The sequence below is a fragment of the Comamonas sp. BIGb0124 genome (assembly GCF_003752175.1).
Lineage (GTDB): Bacteria > Pseudomonadota > Gammaproteobacteria > Burkholderiales > Burkholderiaceae_C > Comamonas_F.
This window is the reverse complement of the sequence record NZ_RJVF01000013.1, coordinates 38,726-58,419: the sequence shown is the minus strand read 5'-3', so window position 1 is coordinate 58,419 and position 19,694 is coordinate 38,726. Positions and strand designations below refer to the sequence as shown.

At 60.7% G+C, this 19,694-nt stretch carries 17 protein-coding genes; 8 read left to right on the top strand and 9 right to left on the bottom strand.

Features of this window, described 5'->3' with window-relative positions; translation table 11 throughout:
- Nucleotides 1-35 precede the first annotated feature (35 nt).
- On the bottom strand, nt 36-965 hold the full coding sequence (locus tag EC845_RS16635) for an alpha/beta fold hydrolase (protein ID WP_123299262.1): 930 nt from the start codon (nt 963-965) through the stop codon (nt 36-38).
- A gap of 316 nt (nt 966-1,281) precedes the next feature.
- Between EC845_RS16635 and EC845_RS22395 the strand changes: the two genes are divergently transcribed.
- On the top strand, nt 1,282-1,437 hold the full coding sequence (locus tag EC845_RS22395) for a hypothetical protein (protein WP_158615711.1): 156 nt from the start codon (nt 1,282-1,284) through the stop codon (nt 1,435-1,437).
- A 237-nt stretch (nt 1,438-1,674) separates the two neighbouring features.
- Here EC845_RS22395 and EC845_RS16630 read toward each other — a convergent pair whose 3' ends face one another.
- Nucleotides 1,675-5,892, bottom strand: a complete 4,218-nt coding sequence (locus EC845_RS16630; RefSeq protein ID WP_123299261.1) for a B12-binding domain-containing radical SAM protein — start codon at nt 5,890-5,892, stop codon at nt 1,675-1,677.
- Nucleotides 5,893-6,542: 650 nt separating this feature from the next.
- Between EC845_RS16630 and EC845_RS16625 the strand changes: the two genes are divergently transcribed.
- Complete coding sequence (locus EC845_RS16625; protein ID WP_199739829.1) at nt 6,543-7,043, top strand: GNAT family N-acetyltransferase; 501 nt, start codon at nt 6,543-6,545, stop codon at nt 7,041-7,043.
- A gap of 51 nt (nt 7,044-7,094) precedes the next feature.
- Here the strand turns inward: EC845_RS16625 and EC845_RS16620 are convergent, their stop codons facing one another.
- On the bottom strand, nt 7,095-7,313 hold the full coding sequence (locus tag EC845_RS16620) for a hypothetical protein (RefSeq protein ID WP_123299512.1): 219 nt from the start codon (nt 7,311-7,313) through the stop codon (nt 7,095-7,097).
- Between the two features lie 625 nt (nt 7,314-7,938).
- On the opposite strand from EC845_RS16620, the gene EC845_RS22390 reads away from it, so the two are divergent.
- Together EC845_RS22390 and EC845_RS16615 are read left to right on the top strand one after the other, a co-directional pair.
- On the top strand, nt 7,939-8,091 hold the full coding sequence (locus EC845_RS22390; RefSeq protein WP_158615710.1) for a hypothetical protein: 153 nt from the start codon (nt 7,939-7,941) through the stop codon (nt 8,089-8,091).
- Nucleotides 8,088-8,594, top strand: a complete 507-nt coding sequence (locus EC845_RS16615) for a hypothetical protein (RefSeq protein WP_123299260.1) — start codon at nt 8,088-8,090, stop codon at nt 8,592-8,594. The genes EC845_RS22390 and EC845_RS16615 overlap by 4 nt, the downstream gene beginning before the upstream one ends.
- Nucleotides 8,595-8,883: 289 nt before the next feature.
- Here the strand turns inward: EC845_RS16615 and EC845_RS22180 are convergent, their stop codons facing one another.
- Nucleotides 8,884-9,324, bottom strand: a complete 441-nt coding sequence (locus tag EC845_RS22180) for a hypothetical protein (protein WP_148077323.1) — start codon at nt 9,322-9,324, stop codon at nt 8,884-8,886.
- 344 nt (nt 9,325-9,668) lie between these two features.
- Between EC845_RS22180 and EC845_RS16610 the strand changes: the two genes are divergently transcribed.
- Complete coding sequence (locus EC845_RS16610) at nt 9,669-9,998, top strand: phage integrase N-terminal SAM-like domain-containing protein (RefSeq protein WP_233598123.1); 330 nt, start codon at nt 9,669-9,671, stop codon at nt 9,996-9,998.
- Between the two features lie 92 nt (nt 9,999-10,090).
- Here the strand turns inward: EC845_RS16610 and EC845_RS16605 are convergent, their stop codons facing one another.
- The 3 genes from EC845_RS16605 to msuE are packed head-to-tail and all read right to left on the bottom strand — an operon-like array spanning nt 10,091 to nt 12,763.
- A complete protein-coding gene (locus EC845_RS16605; protein WP_123299258.1) occupies nt 10,091-11,119 on the bottom strand; it encodes a methionine synthase in 1,029 nt (342 codons plus the stop codon).
- Nucleotides 11,120-11,147: 28 nt separating this feature from the next.
- Nucleotides 11,148-12,131: a DUF1852 domain-containing protein gene (locus EC845_RS16600; protein WP_123299257.1), complete on the bottom strand. Its 984-nt coding sequence runs from the start codon at nt 12,129-12,131 to the stop codon at nt 11,148-11,150.
- A gap of 50 nt (nt 12,132-12,181) precedes the next feature.
- Nucleotides 12,182-12,763: an FMN reductase gene (msuE, locus tag EC845_RS16595; protein ID WP_123299256.1), complete on the bottom strand. Its 582-nt coding sequence runs from the start codon at nt 12,761-12,763 to the stop codon at nt 12,182-12,184.
- A 164-nt stretch (nt 12,764-12,927) separates the two neighbouring features.
- Between msuE and EC845_RS16590 the strand changes: the two genes are divergently transcribed.
- The 3 genes from EC845_RS16590 to EC845_RS16580 all read left to right on the top strand — a co-directional run bounded on the left by EC845_RS16590 (nt 12,928) and on the right by EC845_RS16580 (nt 15,157).
- Nucleotides 12,928-13,845, top strand: a complete 918-nt coding sequence (locus EC845_RS16590; RefSeq protein ID WP_123299255.1) for a LysR family transcriptional regulator — start codon at nt 12,928-12,930, stop codon at nt 13,843-13,845.
- A gap of 80 nt (nt 13,846-13,925) precedes the next feature.
- The gene (locus tag EC845_RS16585; protein WP_233598122.1) at nt 13,926-14,189 is read left to right on the top strand and encodes a hypothetical protein; all 264 of its coding nucleotides are present in this window, start codon (nt 13,926-13,928) and stop codon (nt 14,187-14,189) included.
- A gap of 137 nt (nt 14,190-14,326) precedes the next feature.
- On the top strand, nt 14,327-15,157 hold the full coding sequence (locus tag EC845_RS16580) for an SDR family NAD(P)-dependent oxidoreductase (protein ID WP_123299253.1): 831 nt from the start codon (nt 14,327-14,329) through the stop codon (nt 15,155-15,157).
- A gap of 49 nt (nt 15,158-15,206) precedes the next feature.
- Here EC845_RS16580 and EC845_RS16575 read toward each other — a convergent pair whose 3' ends face one another.
- Together EC845_RS16575 and EC845_RS16570 are read right to left on the bottom strand one after the other, a co-directional pair.
- Entirely contained in the window at nt 15,207-18,383 is a 3,177-nt protein-coding gene (locus tag EC845_RS16575) for an efflux RND transporter permease subunit (protein WP_123299252.1), read from the bottom strand.
- A 15-nt stretch (nt 18,384-18,398) separates the two neighbouring features.
- The gene (locus EC845_RS16570) at nt 18,399-19,676 is read right to left on the bottom strand and encodes an efflux RND transporter periplasmic adaptor subunit (protein WP_123299251.1); all 1,278 of its coding nucleotides are present in this window, start codon (nt 19,674-19,676) and stop codon (nt 18,399-18,401) included.
- Nucleotides 19,677-19,694: the final 18 nt, after the last annotated feature.

The following is a 19,694-nucleotide window of genomic DNA, read 5'->3' as shown; positions in this document are numbered from 1 at the left end:
TGAGAGCGGACGCGCCAACGGCCATCGAAACCTGGCTATCGGGAAAACACGTCCGACCGATGCCGTGCCAGAAACGGCAGCAGCGCCGCCAGTACCTCGTCGGGGGCATCTTCGGGCTGCAGATGGCCGCCCCGAATGGCGGCACCGGCGACGTCGGTCGCCCAGCGCTGCCAGGTGTCGAGCGGTGTCGGCTTGCCGGGCAGGGCCTCGGCGTCGGGCCACAGCACCAGCACGGGGCAGGGCATTTGGCGACCCGCTGCCCGGTCGGCCTCGTCCAGTGCCAGGTCTTCGTTTAAGGCCGCGCGGTAGTCCTCGCAGATCGCGTGGCGCACGGCAGCGTCGCGGAAGGCCGCCCGGTAAGCGTCGCGGGCCGCAGGCTCGATGAAGTCGCGGCCACCCGTCATCACGTGCAGCGCGCGGTCGATGAACGCGTCCGGATCGGCGGCCAGCAGACGTTCCGGCAGATCGGCCTCTTGTGCAAAAAAGAACCAGTGAAAAGCGCGCGCCGCAGAGCGGAAATCCATCGCCGCCATCGCGTCGAGTGTCGGCACCACCGTCAGCGAGGCAAAGGCCGATACACGCGCCGGGTGATCCAGCGCCAGCCGGTATCCGGCCCGCGCGCCGCGATCGTGGCCCACCACCGCAAAACGTTCATGGCCCAAGCGGCTCATCAGGGCGGTCAGCGCCTGGGCGACTCGCCGCTTGGTCCAGCGGGTGTTCGACTCCAACGTTCGGCTGGCCCCATAGCCCGGCAGATCGGGCATGACCACGGTGTGCGTCCGGGCAAGCTCAGGGGCAACGCGCCGCCAGGTAATGTGCGTCTGCGGATACCCATGCAGAAGCAGAAGCGGTGGACCCTCGCCCCCGACCGCACCCGCAAAATGCACCCCACCGGCTTCGATGCCGAGTGGCGCAAAACCAGGAAAGAACGCTGCTGAATCGGTGGGCACTGTGGTTGAAGTCATTCGACTCTCCGTGACAGGGGATGTGGCTTTTTTGTTTAATCAAGGTCGATAACGATCATGAAAATTCATTTGAACACTCTTGCGTGTTCGAGGGATTCGTACAAGATCAATGCTGTACTTCAATCGTCAGTGATTGGTGGGGGCTGCGTTGGGGCGCAATACGCTTGCCTAGCTGTCCGCCGACGGACTGCGTGTTTCGGTGGGCGTGAACAGCCATCCGGCAACGTGTTAGGACATACCGTTCATCGCCAGATTGCAACTTGAAGCGTTGCCTGCCGGGTGCGGAGCGCACGGCTCCTCGATTGGATAAGGCGGTGTGGACCGCGATGACGACCTTACGCCTGAGGACGAGACAATGTTCTTCAACAGCGCGCTGCAGCACGGCCGCTACGGCTGCAAACCGTGGGGCTTTATTCTGGATTTGCAGACAAAAAAGGAAATGTCGCCTGTTGCGACGATTGCTTTTGGCTAGTGCGTGCGTTTACTTCGGGTCAAAAACAGTCATTCGCAAATGTCCGCTTTCGACCCAAAGCGGTAGTTCGGCCGACAAAAGCCAATGGCTGCTTCGCAGCGATTGCGGCAGTTCGCCTCAGCATCGTGAACTCACACTCTTCGCTCCACTGCGGTCATATAGGCGGTAGCGCCCTACAGCGATGGCCGGAGTTGAGGTGGTTTGCACTTAACACTGCGTTGTACAGGTCTCCCAAGTCTAGTAACCCGCGGCTACCAGCTTTCTGAAGTCGGAAACGAACTCCGGCCGCAGATAGAACTTTCGATACGCCTTCTCAACCAAGCTAAAGAATTCGTCAGGTCGGCCCCACGTGACGCTCTGCAGCAAGGCGCCAGCCGGACCGTCTTCCGCGTGATAGTCGTTGTACTTCACAAGATCCTCGAAGCGGAAACCGATGTCGGCCAGCTTTTTATAGGTTCTACGCTCGACAGCGCTGGCTGGCGTTCGAAGGCCTGTGCGCCGCATCGCTTGGGCGGGCACTTTGCTACTCGCTGATTCGGAAAAAGCATCGTCCCATCTCGGCATCATCTGCTCGTACTCGAGCAGGCTGGCCGTTGAATTAGCACCGACACCCTGATCCTTGCGCAGTTGCTCTCGCGCCGGGACGAAATCTTTGTACAGCGCAAAGTAGGCAAGCGTGGCACCACAGTTGACGGCAAAGGAGATCGTCTCCTCGGTAGACGCTGCAGACTCCTTCTTGCCGCCGATGATGAAGTAAGCCTTGCTGAAAATCCCCGCGTCACGAAGGCGTCGAAACAAGCTTGTGATCGCGTCGTTCGTAACCTCACGTCCGCCGGCCTTGATCGAGTGCCGTCTTGCTGCGACGCCTGACTCCACGCCGAAGGCGAGCATGTTGCAGCCTGCCTCGGCTAGCACGCGCACGAAACCTCCCGCTTCGCCGAGCAACTCGTATGCAATGAAATCCTCAAGCCTGAAGATCCCACGCCAAGTGAGATTGCCATCCACCTCGTCGCGAATTTGCTTCAAGCCGCTCAAGAACTGCACCGCCCACGTCTTGCCTGCTTCTCGTTTGATATCACCTGTGTTGTGGGGTGACGCAATCTGCGGAAACAGGTTGTCGTCGATGAATTGGATTCTGAGATTGGCGTACTTCGTAGCGAGTTGTCGCACCTCCCGCAGCACGGAGTCAACGTCGCGCCGCCTTTCGCCACCACTCAGCTCGCGACGCTCGGTGCAAAAACTGCAACTCCAATCGCAGCCTTTTGACATCACGACGTGAGCCTCGTGCACACGCCCGCGTAGATCGCGCGTCTTCCCAGGTTCGTACTGCCCATGCGGCCCGGAGTACAGCCGACGATCCAACTGCACCTTCATCCAACCGGTATCTTCGTTGGTGGCGCTTTCAATGGCACTGACCGGCGCCGCCGATTCAACATCCCGACGTGTGACAAGTTTGCTGTGGGCATTGGCCATGATGCCGCTGCTGTTCGGCCACGGATCCGTTGTCTTAAGTGCATCCACCAGCCGCTGGAGGTTACTGATCGCGTCATCGGACACCGCAAAATCCCAGTTCCGCTGGTCGTCTTGATCTAGCGCTGAATACTGCCAGCCATCTAAATTTACCGCCGGCCCGCCTACCACCAGCATTGGCCGCTGGGTGGCACCGCGGATATCCTTGAGCAGGCGCCGTGTTGCACGAACGGTGCTGAAGACTGTTGTGAAGCCGATTAGGTCAAACGTCTTCGCTAGCCGCGTCACTTCTTCTGCGAGGTCGGGGAAGCGATGGCAGTCCACCAGATGCACATCGTGCCCTTGCTGAGACAAGTGGGTTGCCAGCAGGCCCAGCCCGAGGGGAGGCGTGCTGGTCTTCGATGCCGCCTGTCCAGTGGCCGGATCTACCGAGATCGGGGGCAATACAAGCAGCACACGCTTAAAGACTTCGCCTGCGCGCGTTTGGATACCTATGACTTCCGGGTGCATCGGCCGCACTAAGACACTGGTATCTCGTGCGACGACGGGGCCTATCAATTCCCGCGACTTCGGGAAGTCCGCCAGCATGAACTTTGCCACCTGAGCAGTCGCCGCGGTCGGCGAGGTGTACTCGTCCAAGTAGTGACTCAGGAATTCACGCGCCAGCCAGGGGTGGCCATCACCTGTGATGACCGCTGTGTCCACAATCCTGCCGAGATTGATCCGCAGTGCCTTGATGCCACCCGCGTCCTCCTCCATCGCTTCGAGCCGCGCACGAAGGATGGGAGAAAAAGCCAAGTCGAGCGCAGCCCAACGGATCGCCTCTTCCTCATCGCCCGCCATCGATTCCAACACTCTTAGAACGTTGTGGCTCGACAACGTGACGGTCACCATCGCTGCTGCTAATCGCTTGTCGCCACGCCACGAACCTGTGACTGCATAGCTCGGAACTAGCTGCTTGAAGAATCCAATGGGTTGGTCGATGGACTGGCGCGCAAGGTCCGGCTTCAGGCTGGACAGCGCTAGCGCGGTCGATGCGAGATCCGGTGACTCCTCCAGCAACTGGCTAAAATCGAAGAGTCGATTCAACGCCTTCGCACATCGAAACTTTTCAGCATCAAAGTCGATATTGCCGTCCATGGGCATGAGTCGAAGCAATGACGGGTATACCGTTGACAAGCGAGCCAGTCGGACGAGTAGCGGGCGATCACTCGCCAGACGCTTGATCAACGGCGCCAGGAACGAAGTCGCCTGCTCGTCGGATCGGCCATCGAACTCCGGCGCAAAACGGGCCACATAGAACAGTAGCTCTCGGCGTAAAAATCCATCGCTGAAGATCGCCTCGCGCATGCCGCTGGGTAAAAGCGCTGTGAACTCGCTGAACGATGTTGCCACCCTTGAAGCAGCCGCGAGGTACCTCCAGCATAGGTCGAGGAACACCGTGTCAACAATCGGCAAACTCCCTCGCGTAGGTCTTGTGCTAACCGCGGTTGCAATTGCTCCACCGATCACCAGCAGATCATCCCTGAGCACCTGGCGCTCGCTCAGTTTGGCTTTTCCGCCGCGGTCGCTGAGCAGATTCAATGCTGAACATGCCAATGTCCACTTGGTTTGGACCAAGCCCGATTGGCAGGCTGCAAGCGCTTCCAGGACCATATCGGCATTCGCAACACCTTCGCCGCTCCCGGAGGCTGTATCGGCCGCCCTCTGACGCTGCCACCAGTCCTGCGAGGTCGCCAATGGCCACTTGAGCGGCCCGATCAGCCTCGAGGCACATCCTTCCCAGGTGAAGAGGCGCTTAATGTGGAGGGCCAGCGAGAGTGCAGCTGCCTTCCGTGCCGGGTAGTCGGCGATCACATTTCGAACCGCTCGCGACACCGCCTCGATATCCTTGGCGTTCGGCATGCCTACTGGAGACCCACCAGTTAGTTGGACCGATTCGATGCTGAGAAACTTCTCCTCGGGCAGTTGGCTTCTGAGTTCAGCGATTAGCAACGCTAAACCTGACTGGCTCGAACAGACGAGGGGCACGCCTGCGCATATGGCCTCCCAGCCTGCCAAGCCGAATCCCTCGTGCCAAGAGGGCATCAATGCGACATCGCACTTGACTAGATGCCGATGCACCTCGTCTTGCCGATCCGAGAACGGGATCGCCTCGATCTCGAAGGCAGCCTCCTGACGTACTTCCTCCTCAAGAGCCCGCAGAAGGTCGCCATCCTTCACCGGCTCGACCCCGCAAGCGTAGAAATGCCCACGCGTTTGCCACCGGCCTGGCTGACCCGAAATTCGTTCCACTCGGTAGGCGTCCAGCACGGCACGCACGCTCAGCACACCGTTCTTGATCTGGTCGTCTTCAAGTCCTAAACGACCGCCGATGAAGAACGAGAGCGACGTCGCCTTCGCAGACTGAGGCTCGATGATGGCGGCGCCCGGAGTCAGAGCGATCACCTTCTCGACGAACTCGCTACGAGCGCCCTGAAAACTGTTCGACAGCAGAGGCCCTACAGCGAACGCGTAGTCTGCATTGGCCACGATGGTGCGTTGGTTTGACGACTTCTGATCGACTTCCGCCAGGCCTTGCCCCTTGCGGCGAGCGTACTCTTGATAGTCCATATGGCTTACTACCGCGGACTTCACTGGAGTGCGCCCCATGCCGACCTGCAATTGCCTCGCACAGTCAATGGCCATCTTGCCGGTGTGCAGATCGTGACCAAGGATCAAAATCTCTTCAACATCTCGTGTGGGCCGTTGCTCGATGGCCGCGGAGACGACGCTGGCGACCGACTCGGTATCCCATTTGGGCGGTTTGATCAGCCTGACATTCGAGTCTGGTTCCACCGATGGCTTTTCTTCCACGACGCAGATGCACTCGCTAGGCTTCGGAATAATCTTGGCAATACCTGTCGCCAACCCCGTGTTGAACACGTTGATGCCTCCCAGGGCGCTGCCCCAACGGGTGGCGATGCAAACGACGATGTAGGCCATTCGCCTCCTCAATTTATTAGCCTGTATTGTCCATGGCTTCAGTGAGCGGCAGGCGGATATCTACACATAGTTCACGCAGTTCCTGCATGGAACCGGGGCATCGACGGACAAGCGACACCTGAGTCTGCTTGAGCTCTTTACCGGCGAAGGCGTAACCTTCCTCAGAGGAGCTGACGGTTGCCACGCGAGACGGTGATTGTCGGGTTTCGGCAGCAGCTGTCATTCGGCTGCCGAGCTTGAGCGACAGCAGCCAGCCTTAAGAGGTCGCTCAGATGTCAACACAGTATGACCGCTTCTGGCCGAAAGCAGCCATGGTAACGCTTCCAACAAGCACTTATGCTACGCCCGTCACGGAGTCACAGCGACAGGCTCGCTGAGTGGGGCCCTCCAGTCTCGTTCATGACCCTCTCATCTACACGGCCTCCAGATGGCTGCGTTCGCGTGGTGCATTAGGCCCATCGGATCACTTTCCATACTGAGTCAATGCGCAGGCTGCGATCGAGATATTCGATGGGAAGCTCCAACATCGCATGACCACGAGGCCGGACGGGTGCCCACGGCCAACTGGGAAAGGTGTGCAGCTACGTCGGAGTAAGCCGACTAACCCATGCACAATGCGCCATTCGACAGAATGGACAGAAAGAATCGGCATGAGCCATGGCGAAATAGAGATCGGTTGCGCCACCGAGAATGATCTGGACAGCATCGTGGCGCTGCAAGTGGCCAATCAGTCCGATCGAGGCGGCACGCTTTCGGCAAGCATGCCGCGCGAGCGAATAGCCGAGATGATGCGCGAGATGCCGTTGATCGTTGCGCGGCGCGACGGTCGCGTGGCCGGTTTTCTGATGACGGGATCGCGGGCGATGGTGGCCGATGTTCCGATCATCCAGGCCATGCTGGACGCCTACCCCGGCGCGCCCGACGCTTATGTCTACGGCCCCATCTGCGTCGCTGCCGAAGAGCGGGGCAAAGGCCTGGCGCAAGCCATGTTCGCGGAGTTGCGGCGCCTGGTCCCTGCGCGCGAAGGTGTTCTGTTCATCCGGCGCAACAACGCCGCCTCATTGCGCGCGCACAAAAAGATGGGAATGGAAGAAGTCGCCGGTTTTGCGCTGGGTGGCAACGAGTTCACCGTTCTCGCCTACATCGGTTAGAGCCGGAAACAGTCGGCCGACAAAACCGATGAGGCGGTGATCCCTGGCTAGCTAGCCGAGGTTCAGGTCGCCCGCATCCAGCGAAGGGGGGCGCAGCAGGTCTTCGTTGATCCCCATGACCTCGCTGGCACGTTCGATCGCCTGCCAGAGCGATGCAGGCATCTTCAGGATCTCTTCGGGCGTGTCGGCGCTCGCAATCCATGAGGCGATTTGGTGGTGCTGCTCGGAGGTGAGCAGATCCAGGTTCAGCATCTCGTCGATAGTCTTCATCTTGGGCGGGTAGGGCGTTTTTTTCACGGCCGTTCAACGGCGAACGGCATGTGGGATTCTGGCACGCAGTTGCGGCCACTCTGGTTGGGTTCAAGGTGAGGGGTGCTCGTGAGCACTGCGCTCGCGGCTAGATTGATGCGCAGCTCAGACGTATCTGGGTGGGCTTTGGGGCTTCCTCGGGGGGCTCCACGAGCTGGCCGCGCGGCGTCGGCGGCCCTCATGAGACTCGTGCTGCAAATGGGCGCTCTGACCGCTTGCCTTCAAGGGATGCTCGTGGAAATTTCCGTGCAGGCTCAGCGCTGTGAGCGGGCTGCCTCAAGTGTGATCCGAAGCGCGGGTTGTATTCGTTGCCAGTCGACCCCTCCCGTGCCACAATCACCTCAACCCGAGAGGGCCGGTGCGTAGAAACACCTTGTACATCGCGGTGCGACCTCCCCGTAAGTGAGGTTTTGTCACGTCCAGATTCGACGGTGGCGCAGTTGCGTCCATCCCAAGATTAAGGACGGGATGGGTCAGTCCGTAAGGCTGGCCGCACGGCTATGTACGTGTTTCTAACATCCCGTCCACCCTGTTGCGCGTAGAAACGCATCGAGTGGTCTCCAGTCTCACATAGGAGCCTTAGACCATGATGACGTCCGTCGTCTTCAATGCCAGCCATCGTGCTGTGCCTGACCCGCCTGAACAAGGCAATCTCCTTTTCTCCATCCGACTCATTGCCGACGCGCACAACCGCGTTGCGATGGTTGCGTGCGCCTTCCACAAGGGAGGTGCAGCATGATCGGACCCACCCGACCTGAACCGGTCGCGTCCGACGCGCAGAAGTTCTCTGACATCGATCTGTGTGCGTTGATAGAAGCCGATTTGAACCGCCTGACTGGCACCCTGTTCGTCGTCGGCCACTTCTTCGAAAGTGCAGAGGAAAACGAACTGCTCCTCGCCCAAGAGCACCTCATGACGATGATTCAGCATGCGGCAAAAGTTGCAGATCGCGTGGTCACCTATTCACAGTGTGGCGTGAATCCCATGTCCGGCGGTGCTCAGGAAGAGATCATGCAGGCAGCCGGAATTCTCGCGAGCCTGAATGTCATGACGGCCACCGCGGACCTTGATAGCCATGCATCGGATGCCGTGATGAGCAGCACGATCGATGCGGCTCGAGACTGTATCGACCGAGCCATCGCCCTGATGAGCCCCGATAGTATCGAGGGTGTTCGGTACAAGGTGATGTTTGACTTGGAGGCACGTCACCCAGTGGGATCGGGTTCTCCAGCCACAGTGTGACTGGATCAGTGGTCAGCGGGCGTGTCTGTGTTGTCTGGCCGATTTCCCAGCCTGCCATCGGGTGGGCAGGTTGGGTTGGTGTATGGATGAAAATTCTGTGTCGACGGGGGTATGAACGTGATGCTCAACTGACCCGAGCAGCCACGATGCAGATCGTGAAAGTGGCAGATGCGGCTGGCCGCTGTCGGCCATGAGGCGCCGCTGGTGGGATCAAGAAGCAGGGATTCAACGTTGGAGGTAACCGGACTGCCGCTTGCGGCAGGTCCGGTTGACCGAAGGGTTAGGGAAACTACAGACTGATGCCAAGCGCATTGAGCACCACCATGACAAGCAAGATTGCAAGTAGAGCACTCGCAATAATCAGACTGAACTGGAAGAGAATGGCACCAACCCCAAGAGCCGCAGCGGCAGCAGCAAATCGGCGGGGCTCTTTCACCACGAATGACACAGCAGCACACACGAGTGCGAGCGCTCCTAATGACACTGCTACGGCAGAAAGTACTTTTGAAAGATTTGCTCGCGTAGCCGGTTCTTTGTACTCGACCTTCTGTACTTTGGCCGCCACTCGGTCTTTAATTCTTTGCGCCACATCCACAACCACTTTGTCGATAGGCTCAGGCGGCTGTACCAACGGCAACACCCACAATGGCAAGACTGCTGCCAAAATTGCTAGGCACCCAAAGAGCGTGCCAAAAAGTCCAAACCAATGCTTCTGTGGCGCAGTTGTCATAAGGGGTTCTCCCTAACGTAATGTAGACCGCACCAAGCCGCAGGCCATATCTGGCGCTTGCGGTTTAAATTGGCACGAAAAAAACGCGAAAAGGGGCTTGTAGCCTAACTTGACGGCGCGTATTTTGTATGAAAATACAGTGCTAAATTTAGGCATGAAACCCGCCTTCCCCCTGTGTTGCGCGCCACACGGTTGCGGGATCAGGCCCGTGAGCGAATTCGTTACAAACACTATAGCCTGCGCACCGAGCAGGCCTATGTGTAATGGGTGCGCATGTTCGTGAAATGGCGCGGCTTGCGGCATCCACGAGACATGGGCAGCTGGAAATCGAAGGTTTTCTAGCCATGTTGGCTAACGAGCGGCAGGTGGCGGCTGTCACGTACAGCCAGGCGTTGAACGTACTGCGATTCCTCTACCGCGAGGTATTGGGCATGGACCTGCCATGGCTCGATGGCGTGCAGCGCCCGCGCACCCCAAAGCGCATTCCCTCGGTTGTGACGCTGGCCGAGGTGGCGGCTCTGCGATCGGCGTTGCCAACCGATATGGCTTTGCTCGTCCCCCTGATAGACGGCACCGGCATGCGGCTGATGGAAGGCCTGCGTGAGTTCGCTAAAAGCAGTTTTGATCGAGCAACAGAGGAGGGTGGTGGATCTGACCGCCGATGTCCTGTCTGAAGCGGGACAGAAGTGATAAACAAACGCCTGCGTCATGGCCGTCAATCGATCACTTCCATCCCTTCGTAAGCCCTAAAGACTTCAGCTACACATCACGCCGACAGTTCCCGTCGAATGATCTCTGCACCCGCACTGAGAGCATTCAGCTTGCCTCGTGCCACTCGGCGAGACAAGGGCGCCATGCCGCAGTTGGTGCACGGATAGAGCTTGTCGGCATCGACAAACTGGAGCGCTTTGCGCAGGGTATTGGCGACTTCCTCGGGCGTTTCAATGGTGTCGGTTGCCACGTCGATGGCGCCGACCATCACTTTTTTGCCACGGATCAGTTCGATCAGATCGATGGGAACATGAGAGTTGTGGCATTCCAGCGAGACGATGTCGATGTTGGACTGCTGCAGCTTGGGAAAGGACTCTTCGTATTGGCGCCACTCAGACCCGAGCGTCTTTTTCCAGTCGGTATTGGCTTTGATGCCGTAGCCGTAGCAAATGTGGATGGCGGTTTCGCACTTCAGTCCTTCGATGGCCCTTTCCAAGGTGGCCACTCCCCAGTCGTTGACTTCGTCAAAGAAGACATTGAAGGCGGGTTCGTCGAACTGGATGATGTCGACGCCGGCGGCCTCGAGTTCCTTGGCTTCTTGGTTGAGGATCTTGGCGAATTCCCAGGCCAGTTTTTCGCGGCTCTTGTAGTGGTTGTCGTAGAGCGTATCGATCATCGTCATGGGACCAGGCAATGCCCATTTGATGGGTTGCTGGGTTTGCTGACGCAAGAATTTGGCGTCTTCGACAAACACCGGCTTCTCGCGACTCACGGCGCCGACGACGGTCGGCACACTGGCGTCATAGCGGTCACGAATTCTGACGGTCTCGCGTTTTTCGAAATCGACCCCGCTGAGATGCTCGATGAAGGTCGTGACGAAATGCTGGCGGGTCTGTTCGCCATCGCTGACGATATCGATGCCGGCTTGCTGTTGCTCTTGCAGTGACAAACGCAACGCATCCTGTTTGCCTTCGGTCAATTCCTCGTCTTGCAGTTTCCAGGGCGACCAGAGTTTTTCAGGCTGTGCAAGCCACGAAGGTTTGGGCAAGCTGCCGGCCGTCGAAGTGGGCAATAATTTTTTCATGATGAACGATTCCGTTTATTCGGGTTGATTAGAGAGCGTAGTTGGCAGCCCATTGCTTGAGCACGTTTTTGTAGGGCTTGATGAAGTGCTCTTCGGTGAACTTGCCCTGCTTGATGGCGCACTGGCTGCGTTCTTCTCGGTCATAGACAATCTGGGTCAATGAATAATCCTGGTTCTTCAGGCTGGGGCGATAGGATTTCCCGGCCGCAGAATTGGCGTTGTAGATCTCGGGGCGGTAAATCTTTTGAAATGTCTCCATCGTGCTGATGGTGCTGATGAGTTCAAGATTGGTGTAGTCGCTCAGCAGATCGCCGATGAAGTAGAAGGCCAACGGCGCAACGCTGTTCGGAGGCATGAAGTAGCGAACCTTCAGACCCATCTTTTCGAAATATTGATCGGTCGGCGAGAACTCGTCTTGCCGATACTCGACGCCCAGGATGGGGTGCTGGTTTTCGGTGCGATGATAGGTCTTGCTGCTCGAGGCGCTGATGCAGATGACGGGCGCCTTGCTGAAGTGCTCTTTGTAGATGTTCGAGTTGACAAAGTGCTTGAACAGCTTGCCATGCAGATCACCGAAATCGTCCGGCGTGCTGAATGCGGATTTGTTTTTATTGTGCTCGGGCAACACGACACTGAAGTCGTAGTCGCGCACGTAAGACGAGAAGTTGTTCCCTGCGATGCCTTCGATGCGTTCGTTGGTTTTTTTGTCGACTATTTTGGTCTTCAATATTTCGATCAACGGAAACGCAATGGGGCCGTTTTCGGCGCCGACATGCATTTCGATGGAAATGATGTCGAGCTCGACCGCGTAGCGGTCACCCTTGGGATTGTCCCAATGCGCCAACTCGTTGAAACGGTTGTCGATCATCCTGAGGGTGTTGCGCAGGTTCTCCTGGCGGCTCGTTCCTCTGGCCAGATTGGCGAAGTTGGTGGTGATGCGGGTATTGTCTGACGGATGATAGTTTTCATCGAAAGCAATACTCTTGATGCCAAATGTGAAATCTTGGGTCATAGCGGTCGGGTACTCTAATTTTTTGCGATTGAATCTGGCGCTGGCCTGTTTCAGGCGGGGACCATGTCCTCGGTGGCGGCAGCGCGTGCATGGCGGGTCAATTCGACCAGCGGCAATGCCCGTTGAATCGCCAATCTGGTGCGCTGGATCAGGGCTTCGTTTTGCAGGCGGTAGTCCACAAAATCGTGGTCGGTCGCGTACACACCCAGTGGCAAGGTGCGCGCTTGAAAAAAGCTGAACAGCGGCCGCAACTGGTGGTCGATCACCAGGGCGTGGCGCTCGCTGCCGCCGGTGGCCGCCAGCAAGACCGGCTTGTCGATCAAGGCGTCCTGATGAACGAAGTCGAAGAAGTGCTTGAACAGTCCGGTGTACGAGCCGCGGAAGACCGGCGTGGCCACCACCAGCACGTCGGCTTGTTCGACGGCTGCGAGTGCTTGCTCTACCGCGTCGGGCAGTTGCGAGCGCCAGACGGCGCCGGCAAGCTGCGGTGCGAGCTGGCCCAACTCGACCAGGCCTTGCGTGCTCGGCACTTCGTCGGCGATCAGGTCCAGCAGGTGCTCTGCCAAGGCTGCCGACTTGGAGGGGCGTTGCAGGCCGCCGGAAACCGCGACTAAACGAAGTGGACGTGTCATTTTTGTTTTCCTATGGATGGATCTGTGCGGAGCCGGATCGCCGCACGGCCTCGCCCTGAGGTTGGCCGACAAATGCAAACGAGCAATGGGAGCGGATGTTAGGGGTGCGGGTCGATGAAGTAAAATGGTTTTATTTCATAAATCCATGAATACGGATCATCTGAATGCTTGAACGCATCCACCTCAGCATCGTTCAGCAGGTCGAGAAACAAGGGTCGTTGACCGCCGCCGCGGGCGTGCTGAATCTGACCCAGTCGGCCCTGAGCCACAGCATGAAAAAACTGGAGCAGCAACTGGGCACCGACGTCTGGTTGCGGGAAGGGCGCAGCCTGCGCCTGACGCAGGCCGGCCAGTACCTGCTGGCGGTGGCGAACCGGGTGCTGCCGCAACTGGACCTGGCCGAAGAACGCCTGGGCCAATTCGCGCTGGGCGAGCGCGGTGCGCTGCGCATCGGCATGGAGTGCCATCCGTGTTACCAGTGGCTGCTCAAGGTGGTTTCACCTTATCTGGCTACCTGGCCCGACGTGGATGTGGACGTCAAGCAGAAGTTTCAGTTCGGCGGGATCGGTGCGCTCTTCGGCTACGAGATCGACCTGCTGGTCACGCCCGATCCGCTGTTCAAGCCGGGGCTGAAGTTCGAGCCGGTGTTCGACTACGAGCAGGTGCTCGTCGTGCCCAAGGGCCATGCCCTGGCGTCGGTGGCCTATGTGAAACCCCAGCAACTGACCCAGGAAGTGCTGATCAGCTACCCCGTGGACATCGAGCGCCTGGACATCTACAACCAGTTCCTGCTGCCGGCCGGTGTCACGCCCAAGCGCCACAAAGCGATCGAAACCACCGACATCATGTTGCAGATGGTGGCCAGCGGCCGCGGCGTAGCGGCCCTGCCGCGTTGGCTGGTCGAGGAATACGCCGTCAAAATGGACGTGGTGCCTGTGCGGCTGGGCGTACGCGGCATCGCCAAGCAGATTTTTTTGGGGGCACGCGAGGCGGAGACCGCCATCGACTACGTGCGGGCCTTCATCGAACTGGCCCGCCAGCCGGTCGCCACCGCAGCTGTCGCCGGCGGCACCGGGCAGTGAGCCAGCGGTGTGTCGTCACAGGCACTACCGTGTTGACTCCACCCTCATCGTCCGACAACACGACGCTTTGCCGAACTCGCATGTCCTCCAACACGATCCGAACCATTCCGAGCGAACGAGGAATGCTGATCGCTGAGCGACGCATTCCGGCGATTGCCGCCAAAGCCGGTCACGATGCCTACCTGAACACGCTCAGGCACACCGGCGCGGTGACGGTCAAGATCGCTAACGGCCAAGTCGTCGAGCGCAAGAGTGACGGCAGCGTGACGGTCATCAAGAGCCTTCCGATTGGCAAGCGCGTCAAGCCCGGCACGATCCTGAAGCGTATCAAGCCAGGCGACTGACGAGAGCAGGTGTCCAAAGTTGCCAGACCCGCTTCGCCGCGCCTTCCTGTCCACAACGTCTCCCGCTCCCCCCCCACGCCCCACCGCACGTTAAAGTGTCGCTGCACATCGCATCACTGCTTTAGGAGCCAGAAAAAGTGGAAGAGAGACAACTCAAGGGGAAAGTGGCGTGGGTCACGGGATCGAACCGGGGGATCGGGCTGACGGTGGCATCGCATCTCGCCAGTCTGGGCGCGACGGTGGTCGTGCATGGTTCGACGGCGGGGGCGCCGCGGCTGAACGAGTCGGCCGGATCGCTGGAGGACATCGCCCGCACGGTGGCGCAGACCCATGGCGTCGAGACCCTGCACGTGTATGGCGATTTGACCCAGTCGGCTGCGGTGCAGTCGATGGCGGCGCAGATCAAGGCCCGGTTCGGCCGCATCGACATTCTCGTCAACAACGCCGGTGGCGATATCGGGGCCAAGGGGGTCGAGGCGCCAAAGGCCGGGAAACCCGAGCGCAACGATGCGATCTTCATTGGCGAAGACGATCTGCGCACCGTGCTCGACCGTAATCTCATGACTTGCATCCTGGCCTGCCGCGAGGTTGCACCCGACATGATCGAGCGCCGGCAGGGCAGCATCGTCAACCTCGGCAGCATCGCCGGTTTGACGGGTGTTGCACAAGGCGCCATCTACGCCACGGCCAAAGCGGCGGTTCACGAGTACACGCGCTGCCTGGCCGCCACGCTGCGGCCTTACGGTGTGCGCGCCAATGTGGTGGCCCCGGGCAATACGATGACCGAAAGGTTCGCAGCCAGCCGGCCCACCGATGCGAGCATGGACCGCGCTTCGGGTTCGCTCGACCGGTATGGCCAGCCGCTCGAGATCGCCAAGGCGGTCGAGTTCCTGGCCTCGGATGCCTCTTCCTACATCAGCGGCCAGGTGCTGCGGGTGGATGGAGGAGGGCAGTTGTGGCCGGCCTGATTCGCCGGCTGCGAACCCGGCCCGCCGATCGGTAGACGCACCGACGGCTTCAGTGGGGTCCGAGGGCGGCCGGCGCATTGTCTCCAGGGCCGGTCCCGGTTTCTGACGGTGCGCTTCGGTGCACCAGCCGATACAGCAAGGGCAGAACCAACAGGGTGAGCAGGGTGGACGACAGGATGCCGCCGATCACCACCGTGGCCAGCGGCCGTTGCACCTCGGCGCCGGTTCCCGTGGCGATGGCCATGGGTACGAATCCGAGGGATGCCACCAAGGCGGTCATCAAGACGGGGCGCAGCCGGGCCAGGGCGCCTTCGGTGACGGCATCGCTCAGGCTGCGGCCCATCTCGCGCAATGAGCGGATGAACGAAATCATCACCAAGCCATTGAGCACCGCCACGCCCGAGAGCGCGATGAAGCCGATGGCGGCCGAGATCGACAGGGGAATGTCTCGCAGCCACAGCGCGACGATGCCGCCGGTCAGGGCGAAGGGGATTCCGGTGAAGACGACGAGGCCGTCGCGGGCATTGCCGAACATGGCGAACAGCAGCACGAACACCAGCCCCAGCGCCACGGGCACCACGAGGGTCAGGCGCTGGCGTGCCGATTCGAGGTTTTCGAATGTGCCGCCCCAGCGGGTCCAGTAACCTGCGGGCAGCGGGATCTGGTCGAGCGATTGCTGGGCCTCGGCCACAAACGAGCCGATGTCGCGATTGCGGACGTTGGCACTGACGACGATGCGCCGCTTGCCGTCTTCGCGGCTGATCTGGTTGGGCCCCGGCCCCGTCGTGAAGCTTGCAATGGCCGACAGGGGCAGGTAGTTTCGCCGGCCATCGGCGCCCATGGGCAAGGCGATGGGCAAGCGGGCCAAGGCCTGGGGATCGTCGCGCAGCGCATCGGGCAGACGCACCTGGATCGCGAAGCGGCGGTCGCCCTCGAACACCGTGCCGGCCTCCTGGCCGCCGAAAGCGGTGGCCAGCGTTTCCTGAACATCGCCCAGGTCGAGTCCGTAGCGCGAGGCCTTCTCGCGATCGATGTCGACGGTCAGCACCGGCAGGCCGGAGGTCTGTTCGACCTTGACTTCGGACGAGCCCGGAATCTTCTGCAGCAAGGCGGCGACCGCTTGTGCGTTGTTTTCGAGCACGGCCATGTCGTCGCCGAAGATCTTGACGGCCACGTCGCTTCGCACGCCCGAGATCAACTCGTTGAAGCGAAGCTGAATCGGTTGCGAGAACTCGTAGCTGTTGCCCGGTATCTCGTCGACGCTGGCCTGCATCGCCGCCAGCAGATCTTCGCGTGTGCGCCCGGGATCGGGCCATTGGCTGCGGGGCTTGAGCATGATGTAGCCGTCCGAGATGTTGGGCGGCATCGGGTCGGAGGCGATCTCGGCCGTCCCGGTGCGTGCGAAGACTCTTTCGATCTCCTGAAAATCCAGCATCAGGCGTTTTTCGATCTGCATCTGCATGTCGACCGATTGCGTGAGGCTGGTGCCGGGGATGCGCAGGGCCTGGATGGAGAAATCGCCTTCGTTCAAGTTGGGCGCGAATTCGCTGCCCAGCCGGGTCGAGAGCATCAGGCTGAGCGCCACCGCAATGCCGGCACCGACCAGCACGACGGCGGGGGCCCGCATCACCCAGGCCAACACCGGCGCGTAGGCCCGTCGCGCCAGGCCCATGAGCCGGCTTTCGGTTTCTGCCACCCGCTCGCCGATGAACAGGGCGATCGCCGCGGGGATGAACGTCATCGACAGGATCATCGCGCCCAGCAGCGCCAGCACCACGGTGAACGCCATCGGATGGAACATCTTGCCCTCGACCCCGGTGAGCGCAAAGATCGGCAGATAGACCACCATGATGATCAACTGGCCGAACAGCAACGGGCGGCGTGCTTCCTTGGCGGCGGCAAAGACCTCGTGGAAACGCTCGCTGCGGGTCAGCGTCCGGCCTCGGTGTTCCTGGGCATGGGCCAGCCGACGCACGCAGTTCTCGACGATGACGACGGCGCCGTCGATGATGATGCCGAAATCCAGCGCCCCCAGGCTCATCAGGTTGGCGCTGACGCGGTAGTGGACCATGCCGGTGAACGTGAACAGCATCGACAGCGGGATGACCATGGCCGTGATGACGGCGGCGCGGATGTTGCCCAGGAACAGGAACAGGATGACCACGACCAGCGCGGCGCCCTCGAGCAGGTTCTTGCGGACGGTCGAGATCGCTTTGTCGACCAGGTTGGTGCGGTCGTACACGGTGACGGCGTGCACGCCCGGCGGCAGGCTGCGGTTGATCGCTTGCATGCGCTCGTCGACCGCTGCGGATACCGTGCGGCTGTTCTCGCCGATCAGCATGAAGACGGTGCCGAGCACGACTTCGCGGCCGTTTTCCGTGGCGGCGCCGGTGCGCAGTTCGCGTCCGAATTCGACCTCGGCAACATCCCGCACCCGGATCGGCTGCCCTTGTGCCGTGCCGACGATGACTTCCCGAAGGTCGTCGATGCCCTTCACCTGCCCGGGCGAGCGGATGAGGTACTGCTCGCCCTGGCGCTCGATGTAGCCTGCGCCGACGTTGCCGTTGTTGCGCTCCAGGGCGGCGACCACCTGCTGCAGGGTCAGGCCATACGAGGCCAGGCGATCGGGCCGCGGGGCGACGAGATATTCCTTGGCAAAGCCGCCGATCGAGTTGATTTCGGTCACCCCGGGCACGTTGCGCAATTGCGGCTTGATGATCCAATCTTGAATCTCGCGCAGGTCCATCGGCAGGTAGGGCGAGCCGTCGGGTTTCCTGGCGCTGGGTTCGGCTTCCACCGTCCAGAGATAGATTTCGCCCAGCCCGGTCGAAATCGGGCCCAGCGAGGGCGTCATGCCGCGGGGCAACTGTTCTCGCGCCTGCTGCAGGCGCTCGTTGACGAGTTGCCGCGCAAAGTACAGGTCGGTGCCGTCTTCGAAGATCACCGTGACCTGCGACAAGCCGTAGCGCGACATCGACCGGGTCTGCTGCAGGCCCGGCAGCCCGGTCATGACGGCTTCGATGGGGTAGGTCACCCGCTGCTCGGTTTCGAGCGGCGAGTAACCGGCGGCGTCGGTGTTGATTTGCACCTGCACGTTGGTGATGTCGGGCACGGCGTCGATGGCCAGCCGTTGGTAACTGAAGACACCGAGGCCGGCCATGGCCAGCACGGCCACGAGAACCAGCCATCGCTGCTCGATGGCGAAACGGATCATGCGTTCGAACATGGATGAAGTCCCCGGTCAGTGCGCGTGTTCGGCAGAGGACTTGCCCTGCTCGGCTTTGAGCATGAAACTGCCTTCGCCGACATAGGCTTGCCCGGTTGGCAGGCCCTCCAGCACCTCGGTGCGTTCGCCGTCCGAGCGGCCCACCCGGATCGGCAGCGCCTTGAATCCGCCCTCGACAGGGATGAAGACCGAGGTGTCGTTGCCTTCGACGCGCTGGATCGCCCGGGTCAGCACGGTGACGGGCACACGGTCTTCCGACGCCGTGACACCGACGTTCACGAACAGGCCGGGCCGCCAGGCGCCGTCTGGATTCGGCAACGAAACCCGGGCCGTGGCCGTGCGGGTCTGTTCGCCGAGCAGGGCACCGACATACGAGACCTGGCCCTCGGCGACCGAGTCGAAGGCGGCAGCCGCCACCGTGACCGGTGTGCCGACTTTCACCAGCGCCAGCTCGGAGGCCGGCACGCCGATCTCTGCCCAGACCGTTCGAAGGTCCGAGACCGTGAACACGGTGGCATCCTCGGCCACCGATTCGCCGGCCGCCAGGTGTTTGCCGACCACCACGCCGTCCATCGGTGCACGCAGGGTGTAGCGGGCCAGATCGCCGCTGTCGGCCGCATCGATGGCCTTCAGCTTCTGGCTGGCATTCGAAGCCGCAATGCGAGCCTCTTCGAACTGTTGCTGCGCCTGGAGGTAATCCTGCTCGGCAGAAATCCTGTCCTGCCAGAGTTTTTTCTCGCGTTCGTAGGTTGTCCTGGCCAGCGCCAGACGTCGCTGCGCGGTCTGCGATTCGCTTCGCAGATCCGATACGGCCACGCTGCTCAGCACGGCGAGCGTCTGGCCTTTGCGAACCGTCTGGCCCAGTTGGGCTGAAACCGACTCCACGATGCCCGCCACGCGCGGCACGACATGGGCGGTCCTGTCCTCGTTGAATTTGATCTCGCCGGGCAAGGTCACTTGCCGGCGAATCACCGAGGGCTCGGCCCGGGCGAGCACGATGCCGGCCGCTTCGATGCGATGCGCGTCCATCGCGATCCGCTCGTCGGTGGTCTCGGGGTTCTCGGGTTTATCGGTTTCGGCATGCGCATCCTCTGCGCCGGCCCTGCCGGGCGACTCGCTCTCGCCTTCGGCGTGGGCTGCATGACCGGGCTCTGCCTTCTTTTGCCCCGACACCCCCGGCTGGGGTTTGAGGATCAGCGCTGCGAAGCCGAGGCCGACAGCGATCATGAAGGCCATGGCGAGCAGGTGTGAGCGACTGGGTCGCAGGCGTATCCCGCGATCTGGGTTTGACATGGTGGAACTCTTCAATGC